We start from the raw sequence: 16857 nt of genomic DNA, 5'->3' as shown, positions 1-16857 counted from the left end.
TTCAGTCCCGGCGGCAATCCGCGCGAGCGTCGATGTGCGGGAGATAGGCGTCGCGCTGGGCGTCGGTGACGGGAGCGGTGCTGGCGCAGATCCAGTCGCGGGCCTCGTCGAGATCGAGCGTGTGCAGGTAGACGTTCCCGGTGGTGTCACCGCCGGAGATGATGTCCTCGTCGGTGGGGAGTCGGGCGGGCAGCTGCCAGGTGGTGGTCGTGTCGGTGGTCGCGAGCAGCGTCCCGACCGGTTGCGGGTCGGTGACCCGGCCGTCGTCGTCGAGGGCGAAGCTGATCAGCTCGTGCGTCGCTGTACCCACCGTGAGGCGGTTCGGCGCGACGGACACCGTCGAGGCGAACATGTCCTCCTCCCGGTCGATCAGTTCGGGTTCGGCGTCCGTGCCGGCCGGCGGGAGCCGCCACGTGGAGAGGTCGCGGGAGGCGACCACCAGCACATCGCCGTCGAATACGGCCTGGGCGGCCGGCGCCTCGGCGGTGATGACGTCGACCGGGTCCGCGCCCGGCGACGTCAGGTCGTACAGGTAGACGCGTTTGTCGTCGGAGGTGACCGCGACCCGCAAGCCGTCGGAGCTGAAGGCGACGTTGCGGATGAGGTCGGTGGGTCCGCGCAGCGGTGCGCCCACGCGTCGCGGGGAGCCGGGCACCGAGGTGTCCCACAGGGCCACGGTGGTGTCGGTGTCTCCGGTCGCGAGCAGATGGCCCGACGGCGCGAAGGCGACCGGGAACGAATAGCGGGTGGCGACGTCGAGGGCCGCGGCGCGTCGCGGGGCCGCGGTGTCGGTGATGTCCCACAACTCGACGAGCCCGCCGTTGTTGTTGGCGGTCGCGGCGAGGGTGCCGGGGCCGTTGAGGCTGACCCGCGGATGGTCGTTGACCCGACGCTGGATGGGCGTGCGCGATCGCAGGGTGAGGCCGTCGGACATCGTCCACAGGTTCAGGGTGGTGTCGGCGCCGACCGTCGCCAGGACTCGTTGGGCGTCGTCGGTGTCCACGCCGGTGATGGTCCCGCCGCGGTCGGGTTCGGTTCGGCCGGGCAGGCTCCAGACGTCTATCGTCCCGTCGGAGCGGCCGGAGACGAGTTGGCGGCCGCTGGGGTCGAACCGGGCCGCGAAGGTCCGCACCGAGCCCTGTTCGGAGGTCGTCTGCAGCGCCCACTGCAGGATCGGCGAGGCCGGGTTCGCGGTGTTCCACACCCGGACCAGGCCGTCGGCCCGGGCGGAGGCCACCTGCGCACCCGAACCGTCGAAGGCGATCGACCACGACCCGGCCGTGCTGTTGGGCAGCGACGTGCTCAGCGGGCGGGGTGCGAGCGGGTCGGCCACGTCCCAGAGTTGGGTGTTCGGACTGTCGCCGGTGATCGCCAGCGAGCGGCTGTCCGGGCTGAACGCGACGGCATGGGTGATGCTGGGGAAGCCGGTCAGCGGCCCGCCCAGCGGCTGCGGCGATTCGCCGGTCGTCCACAGCCGGACGGTCCGGTCGTCGCCGCCGCTGGCCAGGACGCGTCCGTCGGGGCTGAAGGAGAGGGTGCGCGCCGCGGCGGTGTGGCCGCGCAGGACGGCCGTCTCCCGGATCGCTCCGGTCGGTGAGACGGCGTACATCGTGATCGTGCCGTCGTCGGACGATGCGGCCAGGGTCCGCCCGTCGGCGGCGAACCGCACCATGTAGACGGTGCCGTGGCCCGGGGACACCGTCGTCGCCAGCCGCGGGTTCAGTGCGTCGGTCAGGTCCCACATCCGGACGGAACCGTCCCCGCTGCTGCTCGCCAGCAGTTGCCGTGTCGGGTGGAAGTCGGTGCTGGTGACGTAGTTGCCGAAGCCGCGCAGGACCGCGACCTCCCGATAGTCCGACGAGCCGGACCGGGCCCAGACGCGCACGGTCCGGTCGCCGCTCGCCGACGCGAGCTGCGTGCCCGTCCGGTTGAACGACAGGTCGTAGACCGGGCCGGTGTGGCCGGTCAGCGGGGCCACCAGGGGCGTCGTCGCGGCGCCGCGCAGACGGCTCTGGACGGTCGGGTCGTCGGGATAGACCTCGTGGGCGACGAGCAACAGTCGCGCGGCCAGCGACGGGTTGGAGTACTGGATGCTGTCGATGTGCGACAACAGCGCCGAGCGTTCGGCGGCGTTGCGCTGTTCGCGCAGGTCGTGGGCCTGTCGGAAGCCGATGGCGGCGGTGATGGACGCCGCGATGGCCAGCACGACGATCACCGACACCGCGCCGACGCGCGTGATGCGGCGCCGCTGCTGCATGGCGACCGCCGCGTCGAGGAAGGCGTCGTTCTCGCTGCTCAGCAGATGCAGGTAATCGCTGCGCAGGGTTCGTCGCCGGCGCTTGGCGTCCTCGAGGCGCGACCCGGTGTAGAGGAACGACCGGCCGCGCCCGTTGGCCAGCCACGCCGCGGTGTCGGCGTCGACCTGCTGGCGCCAGAGGTGGTTGTCGGTGTCGTCGGCGATCCACTCGGCCAGACGTGGCCAGGCGGTGAGCACCACGTCGTGCACGAGCATCACCGAGTCGGTGGACACCGTGAGCAACCTGGCCTGGGCGAATTCGTCGATGACGGTCGCGACCTCGGGCGGGAACCGGTTCGCGATGGTCGCCGTGGAGAGCGGCACGCGCAGCGCGATGCCGGCCGGCCCGACGTGCACCAGGGCGAGGAGGACCGCGCGCGCGAGATCCCGATGACGCGGATCGATCGCCGCCCAGGCCGTCTCGGCGGTGTCGGCGACCGCGCGGGCGATACCGCCGGTGGCCCGGTACCCGGACAGGGTCATGCGGTTACCGGTCCGGCGTGCCCAGGTCGCCTGGAGAACGTGCGCCAGCAACGGCAGGCGGCCGGCGCGGTCACCGCCGGTCGACGCCTCGTACAGCTCGGTGATCATCACGTCGGCGAGTCCGGTCTCGATGCGGCCGCCGGCGAGTCGGACGGGCGCGGTGATCACCTCGCGCAACTGCGTGCGGGTCATCTCCGAGACGATCACGCAGCGGTGCTGCCACGCATCGGCGAGGAACGGATGCTCGACGCACTGACTGAAGAAGTCGGCTCGCACGCCGACCACGACCACGACGTCGGACGCCAGCTCTTGGACCTCGCGCAGCGTCTCGGTCCGCAGCGGGTCCTCGAGCGAGAAGACGTTCTCGAACTGGTCGATGACGATGACCGCGTCCCCGGTCGTCGAGGCCGGCGCATCGGTGTCGCCCGGCACGTCCGGGTCGGCGATGACGAGCCCACTCGGGGTGATCTCGCCGAGTCGGGGCGACGACAATCGCCTGTCCCGGGCGAGGCCGGCACGGAGCAGCGATGACTTGCCCGATCCCGAGACCCCGGTGACCACCACCAGTCGCGACGCGGGGGACAGCGGTGGCGGTCCGGAGCGGGCCGACAGGATCGCATCGACGAGGGTGCTGACGACGTCGTCCCGGCCGAAGTACATCTGACTGTCGGCCGCGGTCAGGGTGGCGAGGCCGGGGAACGGCCGGGCATGCTGCGGTGCGGGCGGCTCGGCGGTGGGGGTCTCGTCGGGCGTCCGGCGGTCCCACATCTCCCGCCACTGCGGGATGGTCAGGACGTCGTCGGCCCCGGCGGCGACGGCGCGTGCGGTCAGCCAGACGAGCAGCGGTTCGACGGTCGCGAAGTCGCGGGGGAGATGACGGCCGTTGCGCCAGTCACTGATCCGCTGCGCCGAGACCCGGGCCCGTGTCGCCGCGGCGCGCAGCGTGGGCCGACCGGCTTGCACGAACAAACGCGTGAGTGCCTGACCGAAATCCACTCAGCTGTCCTTGTGCTCGCCCCGACAGATCGACCGCACCATCATGCGATAGCCGAACCCACCGCGCCACCATCGGCGATCCGATGTGGTGACGGCCACACCGCGGACCGCGGATCACCGGACGTGGCGTGCGGATCCGGAACCGGTTCTGTCCGGTCCGGATAGTCCGTTAGCGGCTTGATCTGCGCTTATGTACCGGTTTCCGGAACGGGGGTGGAGTGGGTCGCGTTCGTGGGGTCTGCTGGTGGGGCGCAACTCGACGGGGGTCGGGAAGCGCACAGGTTGCGTCGGTCGAAGGACACACCGAAAGTGTCGCGAAACACTGCCCGTCGGGGGCTGTGTGTCGTTCGGCCCACACGACCGCGCGGGTGCCGGACACCGGGTCGACGGGGGTCGGCGGTCTCCGGCACCCGCGTCCCCTCCTCGCCTGCCGGGTCACCCGGGCTGTCGGCGTCGATCACTACGATCTGTCCATGCGACCACCCCGGGTGCCCGTGCGATGAGCCGCCTGTTGATCTCCGACTCGCAACGCCGCACTCGCCTCATGCGCCGGCAACACCTCGATGTCTCGTCTCGAGCCGCCGACTCCGTAGAAGCCGCTGCCACGATGGTCGGTCTGCACGCGACCACACCGTCGAGCGTCCACCTCGCCGCATGGGCCCGGGTCGATCCGGAGCTCGCGCGCGAGTCGGTCGACGCCGCCCTCTACGACGACCGGACGCTCGTCAAGCACCTCGCGATGCGTCGCACGTTGTTCGTCTTCCCGCGGGACATCCTGGCCGAGTCCGTCGGAGCCCTCGGGCCGCGGATCTCGGCGTCGGAACGTACCAACATGTTGCGCGACCTCCGGCGCAGTCCCGACTTCGACGACCCGGAGGGCTGGATCGAGACCGCTCGGCGGGAGGTCCTGGCCGAACTCGCCGGTGGCGAGTCGCTGACCTCCACCGAACTCCGCGAGCGTCTGCCCGCGCTCGACGGCTACATCAGTCACGGCGCGGGCACCACGTGGGCGGGCCGCGCCCCGATGGGGCCGCGCGTGCTCAACATGCTCGACGCCGAGGGGGCGATCGTCCGCGGACCCAACCGGCTGCGCTGGCATCTGTCGCGGCCGGCGTGGACGTCCATGCCGCTCTGGCTCGGCGAGGATCTGCCGTCGATGAGCGTCCACGACGGGCACTGCGCGCTGATCGGACGCTGGCTGCGGACCTACGGACCCGGCACCGAGACGGACCTGGTGTGGTGGCTGGGGTCGACCAAGACCGCGGTCCGCGCCGCCCTCGCCGAACTCGAGACCGTCCAGGTCGACCTGGAGGGTGGCGGAGTCGGCCACGTCCTGCCCGACGATCTACCCGAGGGCACCGGGGTCGACGGCATGGGGGACGAGCCGGTCGAACCGCAGGCCGTGCTCCTTCCGGAACTCGACCCGACCACCATGGGCTACAAGGAGCGCGGCTTCTATCTCGGCGGCCACGCGCCGAAGGTTTTCGACTCCGCGGGCAACGGTGGCCAGACGGCCTGGTGGGATGGTCGCATCGTCGGTGGCTGGTATCGCCGCGCCGACTCGACGATCGACGTCGTTCCGCTCGAACCGTTGTCCTCCGAAGCGCGTCGGGCTCTCGATGCCCGGGCCGAGGAGCTCGCGGCATGGCTGGGGGACGAACCGCTGAAGACCGGCTACACCGCGCCGTATGCGCGAGGGTTGTAGGTCGATGCTTTCGCTTGGTTCGACATCTGTCAATATTGATGAATGTCGAACCAGAACCTGCTGGCGACGGCCTCCCGCGGCATGACGACCCACGAGGCGGAGACCGTCGCTCCGGCGTTGAAGGCACTCGCGGACCCGGTCCGGTTGCGGTTGTTGTCCGAGATCGCCGCGCATCCGGGAGGTGAGGCGTGCGTGTGCGACATCTCCGGACCGTTCGACCTCTCGCAGCCGACGATCTCGCACCATCTGAGAGTGCTGCGCGAAGCCGGTCTGGTGTCGAGCGAGCGACGCGCGACCTGGGTGTACTACCGCGTGAACACTGGTGCGCTACAAGAATTGTCGGGGATGCTCGGCTGTCTCGCCACGGTCCTGGGGGAAGCACGTTCGTGTGAGGCCGGACGATGAACGTCACGGAAACCGCCGTCGCGGGCAGGCTGTCGATGCTCGACCGGTTCCTGCCGGTGTGGATCGGTGCCGCGATGGTGGTGGGTCTGCTTCTGGGTCGCATCGTTCCCGGCGTGGGCAACGCGCTGGCGGCCGTCGAACTCGACGGCATCTCGTTGCCGATCGCACTCGGGTTGCTGATCATGATGTATCCGGTGCTGGCCAAGGTGCGCTATGACCGGCTCGACTCGGTCACCGCCGACCGTCGCCTGCTGCTCGGGTCACTGGCATTGAACTGGATCATCGGACCGGCGTTGATGTTCGCGCTGGCCTGGCTCCTGCTCCCGGACCTGCCGGAGTACCGGACCGGACTGATCATCGTCGGGCTGGCGCGGTGCATCGCGATGGTCATCATATGGAACGACCTGGCGTGCGGTGACCGCGAAGCCGCTGCCGTCCTGGTCGCGCTGAACTCGGTATTCCAGGTGATCATGTTCGCCGTGCTGGGCTGGTTCTACCTTTCCGTGTTACCTGGCTGGCTCGGCCTCGAACAGACGACCATCGACGCCTCGCCGTGGCAGATCGCGAAGTCGGTCCTGATCTTCCTCGGCATCCCGCTGGTCGCCGGGTACCTGACCCGCCGGATCGGTGAACGGACCAGGGGGCGTGAGTGGTACGAGTCCGCGTTCCTGCCGCGCCTCGGACCATGGGCCCTCTACGGGTTGCTGTTCACCATCGTCATCCTGTTCGCGTTGCAGGGTGAGCAGATCATGTCGCAGCCCTGGGACGTCGCGCGTATCGCTCTGCCGCTGCTGATCTACTTCGCGGTGATGTGGGGCGGTGGGTTCGTGCTCGGCGCCGCGATGGGTCTGAGGTATGCGCGCACCACCACGCTCGCGTTCACCGCCGCCGGCAACAACTTCGAGCTCGCCATCGCCGTCGCGATCGCCACCTACGGTGCGACCTCCGGCCAGGCCCTGGCCGGGGTCATCGGACCGCTCATCGAAGTGCCGGTCCTCGTCGCCCTCGTGTACGTGTCCCTCGCGTTGCGGAAACGGTTCTCTGCAACACCCGACTCGACCGGGGAGCCCGCGCGCCATGTCTGACCTCATCAATGTGCTGTTCGTGTGCGTGAGCAACCGTGGCAAATCCGTGATGGCCGAACGTCTCTCGGTGACGGTCACCGACCGGATCGCGGCGTCGTCCGCCGGAACCAGTGCGAAGATCGGTGGGCAGGTCAACGAACTGTCCGCGCAGGTGCTCGCCGAGGTCGGAGCCGACGCCGGCGGACACCGGCCACGACAGCTCACGGACGAGATGATGCGAGCCGCGGACCTGGTCGTGGTCGTCGGCACTGCCGAGGTCACCCCGCCCGACGGGGTCCGTGTCGAGGTGTGGAACACCGACGAACCCTCCGATCGAGGCATCGACGGCCTCGAACGGATGCGGTTGATCCGCGACGACATCACAACTCGTATCCGCGACCTCGCCGACAGCTTGGAGGGGTGAGCGTTCAGAACGGTGGTGGGTCGGTGGCGTTCCACCCACCGACAAGAACGACGACGCTCGGTCAGCAGCAGGCTGTGCGAGCGTCGGCGGGGTCGGTGGCGCTACCGCCGCAGCACACCGACCCCTCGGTGGATTCGTCGACACCGCTCTCGGCCAACAGCTTCGGGCTGGTTCCGAAGGTGTCGGAATCCGCGAGCACGGTGTAGATCTCCCACTTTTCGTCGCTCGGACCGGTGACCCACACCTTGTCTTGCGTTGCGAAACAACAGGTGGAGTTGATCTCCTGCTGTGTGAACATGCCTTCGCCGGACAGTCGGGCGATCTCGGCATGCACCGTCTCGCTCGATTCGACCTCCACTCCGAGATGGTTGATCGTGCCGCCCCGGCCCGGGTTCTCCAGGAGCACCAGTTTCAGCGGCGGTTCGACGATCGCGAAGTTCGCGTATCCGGGCTTTCGCTTGGCCGGCGGGGTGTCGAACAGCTTGGAGTAGAACTCGATCGCGGTATCGAGGTCATCGACATTGAGTGCGAGTTGCATGCGGGACATGAGGGGAACCACCTTCACCTGTGAGACATATGTCGAAAACATTGGTTCTTGCAGGATGTCACCTTTTCGACATATGTCAATGACGAAGGTATGGTCGGCTCATGCCCAAGACCTTGCCGGTGGTCGACATCAGCGCTCCCATCTGCTGTCCGCCGGTGTCGTCGGCGCCGCTGGACGACGAGGCCGCTCTCGAGATCGCGTTGCGACTCAAGGCACTTGCCGACCCGGTGCGCATCAAGCTCGTGTCGATCCTCCTCGCCGACAAGGAGGACGGGATCTGCACGTGCGATCTGGCGACGGCCGTCGGACTCGCCGAGGCCACGACGAGCCATCACCTGGGGCAGCTGCGAAAGGCCGGCATGGTGGCGCCCGAGCGTCGCGGCATGAACGTCTACTACCGTGCCCGGCCAGAATCGCTGGAGGCCGTGCGCAACGTTCTCAGCGCGACCGCCGGCTGCTGCTGAACGCGGGGGCCCTACGACTGGTCAGGGGTCACTCACCGACATGCGGCGGGACGGCGGCGGGGTCGGCCATCACGTCGGTGCCGCCGAGTGCCTTGTTCGCGCGGCGTTCCACCAGGAGAGGTACGAAGTCGCGGACCTCGGTCCCGTCGAAGTGCTTGTACGCCTTTTCCACAGCCGCGGCGACGTCGTCCGGTGACCGGTGCGAGTAGAGGCCGATCAGCCGGTGCTGCACTTCGCTGATCTGACGAAGTTCGTCATTCGCATCCATGGACACAATTTAGTTCGAACACGACGAAGCGGTCTCTCCTGACGAATGGGTTCACGCACCGTTCATCTCGCCGCTATCGGCGCTCCACCTCGATCGGGGAGTGAGTCGACTGCCCGCAGGGCGAGACGGGGAGGGTCGGCGGTGAACGATCCGAGAACCTACGATGTCAGCCATGGTTCGTTCCGGCCGTCCCGTCGATCCCGTCGCACAGGCGCAGGCACGCGTGCTGATGGAGGAGCTCGAACGTGTCGCGGATTCCCTCGTGGACAGGCTGCAGAACGGAACCGGGGGCGAGAAGGCCCTCCGCACGGCGCGTCGGGAACTCTACGAAGTCCGCGAGCACGTACGACGCCTCCAGGACAGATACGAACTCTCCGCCTGACCGCGCGCCCCGCGTTTCGATGAATTCGAGGGTCGGACCGGGTCTGACCCGGTGGACTGTACTCACCATCGACATTCACCGAGCGAAAGGCACCGTCATGCGAGAGGAATCGTCATGAGCGCGGCATTCCCACCCGTCGCCGACCGCGACACCTGGGCGGCGGCGCTGGCCGACCTGCGGCGCCGCGAGAAGGCGGCGACCCGCGAACTCGACGCCATCGCCGCGCAGCGTCGTCGACTCCCGATGGTCGAGATGGACGACTACGTCCTCACTGGGCCCGCCGGGCCGATCCGTCTGGTCGACATCTTCGACGGACGCTCACAGCTGATCGTCTACAACCACATGTGGACCGACGGCGCCCGGTTCCAGTGTCCCGGCTGCACCGGTTTCACCACCCAGTTCAGCCGACTCGACTACCTCGCCGACTACGACGCACGGTTCGTCATCATCACGCACGGGCCGATCGACGAGGTGCTGGCGTACAAGCGGCGGGTCGGCAATCGCATGGACTGGTACTCGTCGGCGGGTACGACGTTCTCCGCCGACGTCGACGCCGCGCCGGGCGAGGGGTTCGCCGTGAATGTGTTCCTCCGGGACGGCGACACCGTCTATCGCACGTGGCACTCGACGGGACGCGGCACCGAACAGCTGGGCTTCACGTTCGGACTACTCGATGTGCTGCCCTACGGGCGGCAGGAAGAGTGGCAGGACTCCCCAGACGGATGGCCCCAGAGTCCGACCTATTCGCGGTGGCGTGGCTCGGAGGAGATGGCCGCGGCGTATGGTGATCCCGACGCTTGAGTTCACGTCGAGGTGAATCCGCTGGTCAGCGTTCACAGGAATCTCCCAGCGTGCCTACAGTGAGGTTCCAGGGCCGCCTGGGACTCTGGTCGTGTGAGTGAAGCGGCGAAACAGAACAACACGCGCGGCGCGAAGGTCCTCGTGGTCGACGACGAGGAGAACATCCGTCAATTGCTGTCGGTGTCGCTGAAGTTCCAGGGCTACGAGGTCGAGACCGCCGCCGACGGTCCGGCGGCCCTCGACCGATGCCGCATCGCCAAACCCGACGTCCTCGTCCTCGACGTGATGATGCCGGGAATGGACGGGTTCGGGCTGCTGCGCCGGCTGCGTGCCGACGGGGTGGAGGCGCCGGCACTGTTCCTGTCGGCGCGCGACACGGTGGAGGACAAGATCAACGGCCTCACCATCGGCGGTGACGACTACGTCACCAAACCCTTCAGTCTCGAAGAGGTCGTCGCCCGGTTACAGGTGTTGCTGCGCCGCAGCGGTTTCGACGACCAGAAGCGCGCGTCGTCGAAGATCACCTTCGCCGACATCGAACTCGACGACGAGACCCACGAGGTGTTCAAGGCGGGCGAACTGGTCGCCCTCTCGCCGACGGAGTTCACGCTGTTGCGCTACTTCATGGTCAACGCGGGCACGGTGTTGTCGAAGCCGCGCATCCTCGACCACGTCTGGAACTACGACTTCGGCGGCGAGGTGAACGTCGTCGAATCCTATGTGTCGTACCTGCGGCGCAAGCTCGACACCGGGGACAAGCGACTCATCCACACCCTCCGCGGCGTCGGCTACGTGATGCGTGAGCCCCGTGACTGATGCGACGGTGACGAGTGCCGGCCGCGGCACGCGGAAGCGCGGTGTCCCACTGCGGATCTCGATGGTGGCGCTGACGGTGTTGCTCGTCGCCGTCGGACTCCTCGCCTCCGGTGTCGCGGTGACCTCGTCGATGCGGCAGGACCTCATCTCCCGCGCCGACGAGGGGCTGGAGAACGCGGTACGCACGTGGGCCGAACCCCGTGGTCTCCTCGGCGACGGCCCCGGCCCACCCGGGCCGCGTCGGCCGCCGTCGCCCTACTACGTCGAGTCCGTCGTCTACGGGCCCGGCGGGATGTCGGCCGACAACGTCTACAACCAGTTCGACGACGCACCCGACCTCAGTGGACTGACCGGTGACAACGCCGGACCCGTCACCGTCCCGTCGGTCGACGGGGACGGGCCGCAGTGGCGGGTCATCAAGCACAGCAACAGCTTCGGCAGATCCATCGTGGCCACCCCGATGTCCGACATCGACGACACGGTCAGCAGGCTGGTCTGGCTGCAGCTCGCGATCGGCGCGCTGGTCGTCCTGCTCATCGGGGTGCTGAGCTACGTCCTGGTGCGCACGAGTCTGCGCCCGCTCCGCCGGGTCGAGGAGACCGCGCACGAGATCGCGGAGGGCAATCTGACGCGGCGGGTGCCGCCGGCGCCGCCGAACACCGAGGTCGGCAGTCTGTCGGACTCGCTGAACCGGATGCTCGGCCAGATCCAGCATGCGTTCGCCTCGACGGCCGCGTCCGAACAGCAGGCCCGCGCCTCCGAGGAGCGGATGCGCCGTTTCGTCGCCGACGCCAGCCACGAACTACGGACCCCGCTCACGTCCATCAAGGGATTCGCCGAACTCTATTCACAGGGCGGCGTCCCCGACGTGACCGACGCGATGCGGCGCATCGACGACGAGGCCGGCCGGATGAACCTGCTGGTGGAGGATCTGCTGATGCTCGCGCGACTCGACGCGCAGCGGCCGCTGGACTCGGCACCCGTCGACCTCCTCGGCCTGGCCGCCGATGCCGTGCAGAGCGCCCGTGTCGCCGCCCCCGAGCGCGAGATCCGGCTCGACGTCGTCCCGGGCGATCGGCCGCCGGTCGTGCTCGGCGACGGGCCCCGCCTGGTCCAGGTGCTGCGCAACCTCATCGGCAACGCCGTGAACCACACCCCGGCGGACGCCTCGATCACGGTCGGGGTGAGCGTCGACGACGCCGCGAGCCCCGGGGAGGCGGTGCTGACCGTCGCCGACACCGGGCCGGGGCTCTCGCCCGAGGACGCCGAGCGCGTCTTCGAACGCTTCTACCGCGGGGACTCGTCCCGACATCGCGGCTCCGGCGGCGGTAGCGGCCTCGGCCTCTCGATCGTCGCGGCACTGGTCGCCGCGCACGGCGGCCGCGTCGGTGTGGACACGAGCCCCGGTGCGGGAGCGACGTTCTGGGTGCGCCTACCGCTCGCGGAGGCCGATTAGATCAACCGGCGCAACTTCGCGAATTCGGTGACGTCGTCGCGGAACCGGTCGAGTCCGACGAGCGTGTACATCCCGTCGATCTGCCGGTTGGCCCACAGCTGGTGGATGCGGCGTAGGTCGGATTGCCGTGACTTCCAACCGATCCCGTCGATCACCGCGAGGACGAGCTGGGTCGGCAGCCGCACCTCGGCCATCTCCTCGATCTCACGGACCGCGTCGGTGAGTTTGGAGCCCGTCGAGTCGAAGCCCTTGGCCGCGACCACGATGTCGGCCGACGCCGGGTCGCCGACGATGAGGTCGGCGGGCGCGGTCCGGCCGTTGCGTCCCGCGAACCGCGAGCGGGTGACGTAGTCGAGGCCGATGTCGCGGGCGATGTCCTCGATCTCGTCCTCGACACGCCGGCCCGACGCGCCCGCGCGGGTGGCGGTGGCGCGGGTGCCGGCGCGGGCCACGAGAATGTCGGCGAAGGTGAACGTGCGGGACAGCTGGGTGCGCAACATGCGGACCAGGTCGAATTCGGTGTCGAGCCAGGTCACCAGCTCGACCGGTTGTGCGCGCGCCAATGCATGCCACCCACTGGTGTCGAACCGGTCGCGTAGGGCGTTCTTCAGCTTCTCCTGGGACAGCCCGACGGCGAGCCCCAGTACGGGGACATCGGTGGGGTTGTCACGCACCCACGCCGCCAGTCCCGCGATGTCGGTGTCGAGCAGTTCACCGAGACGCGCCGTGGCCTGGGTGATCCGCTCGGCCTCCGGCGTCGACGCGGTGGGGTCGACGTGAGAGGTCAACCGTCCCAACGATTGCAGATAGTCGTCGAAGTCGCCCGCGGTGCTCATCGTGGAAAGTCGTCCACTCAGTCCCGGCCGATGAACAGGTACTCGCTCACGTCGCGGCGGGTCGCCGCCGCGTGGGTGCCGAAGCTGTACTTGTGGTCGATCGCGATGACCTCCACCGACGGCTTGACCTTCCCGAGCAGGTCGACGATTCGGTCCTTGCCCGGCAACGCATTCGACGAGTACGACAGCACGATGGCGCCGGCGTCCTCGAAATGCTCGAAGGTACGCAGCAGCGCGTCCTCGATGGTCCGCTTGTAGGCGAACGGCGTGAAGCGTTTCGGCAGCTTCTTGGTCTTGGTGTTCTCCATGATGCTCATCCCGCGCCAGTAGGCCGACAGGCCTTCGAGGAAGTGGTAGCGCTTGATGTAGTCGTTGTCGTCGGTCGGCGGGGCATACGGGGGATCGAGGTACACGAGGTCCGGTGCTGCCCAGGGTAATTCGAGGTCGAAGATGTCGCCCTGCACGCTCCGGCTGTTGCGTCCGTTGCTGAACACGGTGGCGTTGTAATCCGCGGCTGCCCGCAGACGGAAGTGGTCGCGCAGCGACATCGTCAGGTCGCGACGACCGTCGGCGTAACGCGTCGAGTCGGTGAAGGTGAATACGCCACGGGGCTGTTTGCGGGCGGCCGAGAGGACGAGGGCGGCGATCGCGAGATCGCGTCGGTAACCGCGCAGTGCGTCGATGTGCGACCACGCGGAGTCGAGGAACGCACGGTCCTCGGTGGTGAAGTACAGCCCGTCGAAGGTCCGCGAGATGTAGTCGCGATCGTCGGCGGGCGGACCGCAGATTGCTTCGACCAGTTCCGGCTCGAGCCGGACACTCGAATTGGCCACCGACGCGCGGGTGATGATGTGCGGGAAGTTGAGGAAGTCGTTGCTGACGACCTCGAAGCCCTGCGCCTTCAGCAGATAGGACACGACTCCGGAACCGGAGAAGGCGTCGACCGCGGTGGTTCCGCCGATGTCGGCGAAGGTGCGTTCGAGGTGGGGCAGCAGCCGGTATTTGGAGCCCATGTACCGGAGGCGGGGGAACCGTTGGGCGCGGGCCAGGATGTCGCTGGATCCGACGACGGCTCGGGACGTGCGTCCTGCCCGGGATGATTCTGGCCCACTCACACCGAAAAGAATGTCATGGACCCCTGACATCCCGGGACAACACTCGCCGTCGCCGGCGGCGTCACCGTGGCGACGCCCGCAACACCTAGACTCGGCCCATGGCATCGGTCTTCAGCATGATCATCAATGGCGATCTCCCGGGTCGATTCGTCTGGAAGGACGGCGAGGCGGTCGCGTTCCTCACGATCGAACCGGTCACGCCCGGTCACGTCCTGGTGGTTCCCCGCGCCGAGGTCGACCACTGGGAGCAGATGGACACCGCCGCGTTCGCGCACCTCAGTGCCGTCGCGCAGAACGTGGGTCGCGCGGTGAAGGACGCCTTCGACGCGCCGCGGATGGGCCTGCTCATCGCCGGCCTCGAAGTCCCGCACGTGCACGTCCACGTGTTCCCGGCGCTCTCGATGCAGACCTTCGACCTCGCGAACGCGAACAAGAACGCCCGCCCCGAGGACCTCGACGCCGCGGCCGAGAAGATCCGCGCCAGCCTCCGGTCGCTCGGGTACGGCGAGTACGTCGCCGACTGACCCGACCGTCCGGCAAACCCACCACTTTTCGGCGAACCCACCCCTCGTCAGGGTGCTGGGTATGCCGAAAAGGGGTGGGTTTGCGTAGGGCTCACACCGTCCGGTGGATCAGCAGCGGTAGCACCGCGGTGGCGCCGGCTTCGCGGAGGGCGGCGGCGGCCAGGGTGATCGGCCAGCCCGAGCCGTTGGCGTCGACCACGAGCAGCACGGCGCGGCCCGCGACGTCGGGCGGGTCGCCGAGGTGGTCGCGCCAGTACGCGGCCTCGACCGCGCCGGTCGCGTCGGTGGGCGGATCGCCCATGCGCACGGGAAAACTGTCGCCCTCGCGTTTTCCGACCTTCCGCAGGTGGTCGGCCAGGGTCTCGGCCAGGACGGTGCCGGTCAGACGGAGCGACACGATGACGTCGGCCCGGATACCGGTGTCGCGCACCCACGCGGCCAGCGTCGCAACCGCGGCGTCGCCCAACTCGGCGAGCGCGCGCTCGTCGCCGTTGCGGGCCGCGGCCAGCACCTCGACCCACTCCGGGGCGTCGGCATGGGCCAGGACACGACCCGGCTCGGCCAGGAGATCGGCGGAAATTCTTCCGCGACGCCCGAATTCGCCGCCCGGCCACATCTTGCGGGGGTCCAGGGTCTGGGCCTTGCGACGCAGCGTCGAGGTCACGGTGCGGACGATCTCGGCGTCGACCGAATCGGGGAGTCCTTCGCTGAGGGCGCCCCGGCAGACCGAGCAGCGTCCGCAGTCCGCGGCCTGCGGGTCGTCGAGGGATTCGGTCAGCAACCGCATGAGGCACGTGCGGCCCGCGATGTAGGCGCGCATGATGTCGGCCTCCCGACGGCGCACGGCGAGGATGCCGTCGTAGTGCTCGGCGTCGTAGGTCCAGGGCTTGCCGGTGGCCACCCACCCGTCGGGGGTCCGGTCGGTGACGCCGTCCACCGCGAGTTGCTTGAGCATCAGTTCGATTCGCGTGCGACGGAATCGGGTCGCGGCCTCGAGTTGCACGACCGATTGCGGCTCGTCGGCGGACTCCAGGGCGGCGAGCAGGTCCCGCATCTTATCCGGGTCGGGGATCGTCGCGGTCGCGAAGTGATCCCAGATCCGGTGGTCGGTCTGCGAGGCCAGGAGCATGACGACGGCGTCGTCGAGGGCACGGCCGGCACGGCCGACCTGCTGATAGTAGGAGACCGGCGACGGCGGTGACCCGACGTGCACCACGAACCCGAGATCGGGCTTGTCGTAACCCATTCCGAGCGCCGACGTCGCGACCAGCGCCTTGACCTCGTTGCGCAGCAACGCGTCTTCGAGTTCGTGGCGGCGGTCGGCGTCGAGCTGACCGGTGTAGGCCGCGACCGCGAGGGCGTCGCCGTGGACCGCCCGGATGGCCTCGACCAGCCGGTCGGCGTCGGCGACGGTCAGCACGTACACGATGCCCGATCCCGGGAGGGCGGGCAGCGACTGTGCCACCCAGCCGTACCGCTGGACCGGGGAGAGTCCGTCGAGAACGTTGAGGTGCAGAGACTTTCGGGCCAGCGGTCCGCGCAGGACGAGAGTGGGCTCGCCGGCGGTGTCGGCGTCGAGCTGAGCGGCGACGTCGGAGGTGACACGCGCGTTGGCGGTCGCGGTGGTGGCCAGGACCGGCGTCGTCGGGTTGACGGTGCGCAGCACGTCGGCGACGCGACGGTAGTCCGGGCGGAAATCGTGACCCCAGTCGGATACCGCGTGCGCCTCGTCGACGACCAGCAGACCCAGGTTGCCGGCAAGGGCGTCGAGGACGCGGCGGCCGAAACCCGGGTTGGCGAGCCGCTCCGGCGACACGAGCAGGACGTCGAGATCACCGGCGCGCAGCTGTGCCTCGATCATCGACCACTCGTCGACGTTGGAGGAGTTGAGGGTGGCCGCCGACAACCCGCCGCGGGCAGCGGCCGAGACCTGGTCACGCATGAGGGACAGCAGCGGCGACACGATGAGGGTCGGCCCACCGCCGCCCGCCCGGATGATCGCGGTCGCCGACCAGTAGACCGCCGACTTGCCCCATCCCGTCGCCTGGACCACGAGGACCCGTGCGCCGCGCTCGGTGGGATCGGCGGGTCGGCCGGCCAGCGCGGTCACGGCCCGGAGCTGGTCGTCGCGCAGGGCGGCGCCCTCACCGGCCAGGCTGGTGATCACGCGATTGGCGGCGGTCAGCTGATCCGGGGTGAGGGTTGCGGCCATGTGCCCAATGTAGATGCGCCCTCGGACACGCCGATGACGCCGTCCACACGCCCCGTTCGCGCG

Annotated in this window: 16 protein-coding genes; 10 read left to right on the top strand and 6 right to left on the bottom strand. The window is 68.9% G+C overall.

Annotated features, from left to right (window positions below):
* Position 1: 1 nt before the first annotated feature.
* Entirely contained in the window at positions 2-3775 is a 3774-nt protein-coding gene (locus AS181_RS08985) for an nSTAND1 domain-containing NTPase (protein WP_058251246.1), read from the bottom strand.
* Positions 3776-4274: 499 nt separating this feature from the next.
* Between AS181_RS08985 and AS181_RS08980 the strand changes: the two genes are divergently transcribed.
* Genes AS181_RS08980 through AS181_RS08965 form a run of 4 tightly spaced genes read left to right on the top strand, consistent with a single transcriptional unit; the run spans position 4275 to position 7373 of the window.
* Positions 4275-5480 (top strand): winged helix DNA-binding domain-containing protein, encoded by a 1206-nt coding sequence (locus tag AS181_RS08980; RefSeq protein ID WP_058251245.1) that lies wholly within the window; start codon positions 4275-4277, stop codon positions 5478-5480.
* A 42-nt stretch (positions 5481-5522) separates the two neighbouring features.
* Positions 5523-5885 (top strand): ArsR/SmtB family transcription factor, encoded by a 363-nt coding sequence (locus AS181_RS08975; protein ID WP_058251244.1) that lies wholly within the window; start codon positions 5523-5525, stop codon positions 5883-5885.
* Positions 5882-6970 carry an ACR3 family arsenite efflux transporter gene (gene arsB, locus AS181_RS08970; RefSeq protein WP_058251243.1) on the top strand — a complete coding sequence of 363 codons (1089 nt, stop codon included), beginning with the start codon at positions 5882-5884 and terminating at the stop codon, positions 6968-6970. The genes AS181_RS08975 and arsB overlap by 4 nt, the downstream gene beginning before the upstream one ends.
* Positions 6963-7373, top strand: coding sequence for an arsenate-mycothiol transferase ArsC (locus AS181_RS08965; protein WP_058251242.1), 411 nt, complete (start codon positions 6963-6965; stop codon positions 7371-7373). Before arsB ends, AS181_RS08965 begins: the two co-directional genes overlap by 8 nt.
* Positions 7374-7434: 61 nt before the next feature.
* On the opposite strand, the gene AS181_RS08960 is transcribed toward AS181_RS08965, so the two are convergent.
* Positions 7435-7920 (bottom strand): ArsI/CadI family heavy metal resistance metalloenzyme, encoded by a 486-nt coding sequence (locus tag AS181_RS08960; RefSeq protein ID WP_058251414.1) that lies wholly within the window; start codon positions 7918-7920, stop codon positions 7435-7437.
* A 101-nt stretch (positions 7921-8021) separates the two neighbouring features.
* On the opposite strand from AS181_RS08960, the gene AS181_RS08955 reads away from it, so the two are divergent.
* Positions 8022-8384, top strand: coding sequence for an Rv2640c family ArsR-like transcriptional regulator (locus AS181_RS08955; protein WP_058251241.1), 363 nt, complete (start codon positions 8022-8024; stop codon positions 8382-8384).
* 28 nt (positions 8385-8412) lie between these two features.
* On the opposite strand, the gene AS181_RS08950 is transcribed toward AS181_RS08955, so the two are convergent.
* Entirely contained in the window at positions 8413-8652 is a 240-nt protein-coding gene (locus tag AS181_RS08950) for a three-helix bundle dimerization domain-containing protein (protein ID WP_058251240.1), read from the bottom strand.
* Between the two features lie 172 nt (positions 8653-8824).
* Here AS181_RS08950 and AS181_RS08945 point away from each other — a divergent pair, with 172 nt between their 5' ends.
* From AS181_RS08945 to AS181_RS08930, 4 genes are all read left to right on the top strand, one after another.
* Positions 8825-9034 carry a hypothetical protein gene (locus tag AS181_RS08945; protein ID WP_058251239.1) on the top strand — a complete coding sequence of 70 codons (210 nt, stop codon included), beginning with the start codon at positions 8825-8827 and terminating at the stop codon, positions 9032-9034.
* A 114-nt stretch (positions 9035-9148) separates the two neighbouring features.
* Positions 9149-9835, top strand: a complete 687-nt coding sequence (locus AS181_RS08940; RefSeq protein ID WP_058251238.1) for a DUF899 domain-containing protein — start codon at positions 9149-9151, stop codon at positions 9833-9835.
* 93 nt (positions 9836-9928) lie between these two features.
* Positions 9929-10651 carry a response regulator transcription factor gene (locus tag AS181_RS08935; protein ID WP_058251237.1) on the top strand — a complete coding sequence of 241 codons (723 nt, stop codon included), beginning with the start codon at positions 9929-9931 and terminating at the stop codon, positions 10649-10651.
* 61 nt (positions 10652-10712) lie between these two features.
* Positions 10713-12107, top strand: a complete 1395-nt coding sequence (locus AS181_RS08930; protein ID WP_175404308.1) for a sensor histidine kinase — start codon at positions 10713-10715, stop codon at positions 12105-12107.
* On the opposite strand, the gene AS181_RS08925 is transcribed toward AS181_RS08930, so the two are convergent.
* The gene (locus AS181_RS08925) at positions 12104-12943 is read right to left on the bottom strand and encodes a hypothetical protein (protein ID WP_058251235.1); all 840 of its coding nucleotides are present in this window, start codon (positions 12941-12943) and stop codon (positions 12104-12106) included. The two genes, AS181_RS08930 and AS181_RS08925, sit on opposite strands and share 4 nt — an antisense overlap.
* Positions 12944-12960: 17 nt before the next feature.
* On the bottom strand, positions 12961-14058 hold the full coding sequence (locus tag AS181_RS08920) for a DNA adenine methylase (RefSeq protein ID WP_435082472.1): 1098 nt from the start codon (positions 14056-14058) through the stop codon (positions 12961-12963).
* A gap of 98 nt (positions 14059-14156) precedes the next feature.
* Between AS181_RS08920 and AS181_RS08915 the strand changes: the two genes are divergently transcribed.
* Positions 14157-14582 carry an HIT family protein gene (locus AS181_RS08915; protein WP_004020640.1) on the top strand — a complete coding sequence of 142 codons (426 nt, stop codon included), beginning with the start codon at positions 14157-14159 and terminating at the stop codon, positions 14580-14582.
* 91 nt (positions 14583-14673) lie between these two features.
* Here AS181_RS08915 and AS181_RS08910 read toward each other — a convergent pair whose 3' ends face one another.
* Positions 14674-16794, bottom strand: coding sequence for a RecQ family ATP-dependent DNA helicase (locus tag AS181_RS08910; protein ID WP_058251233.1), 2121 nt, complete (start codon positions 16792-16794; stop codon positions 14674-14676).
* Positions 16795-16857 lie beyond the last annotated feature (63 nt).

Source organism: Gordonia sp. SGD-V-85, from assembly GCF_001456905.1.
In the GTDB taxonomy this organism is placed as follows: Bacteria; Actinomycetota; Actinomycetes; order Mycobacteriales; family Mycobacteriaceae; genus Gordonia; species Gordonia hongkongensis.
This window is presented reverse-complemented; position numbering and strand designations above follow the sequence as displayed.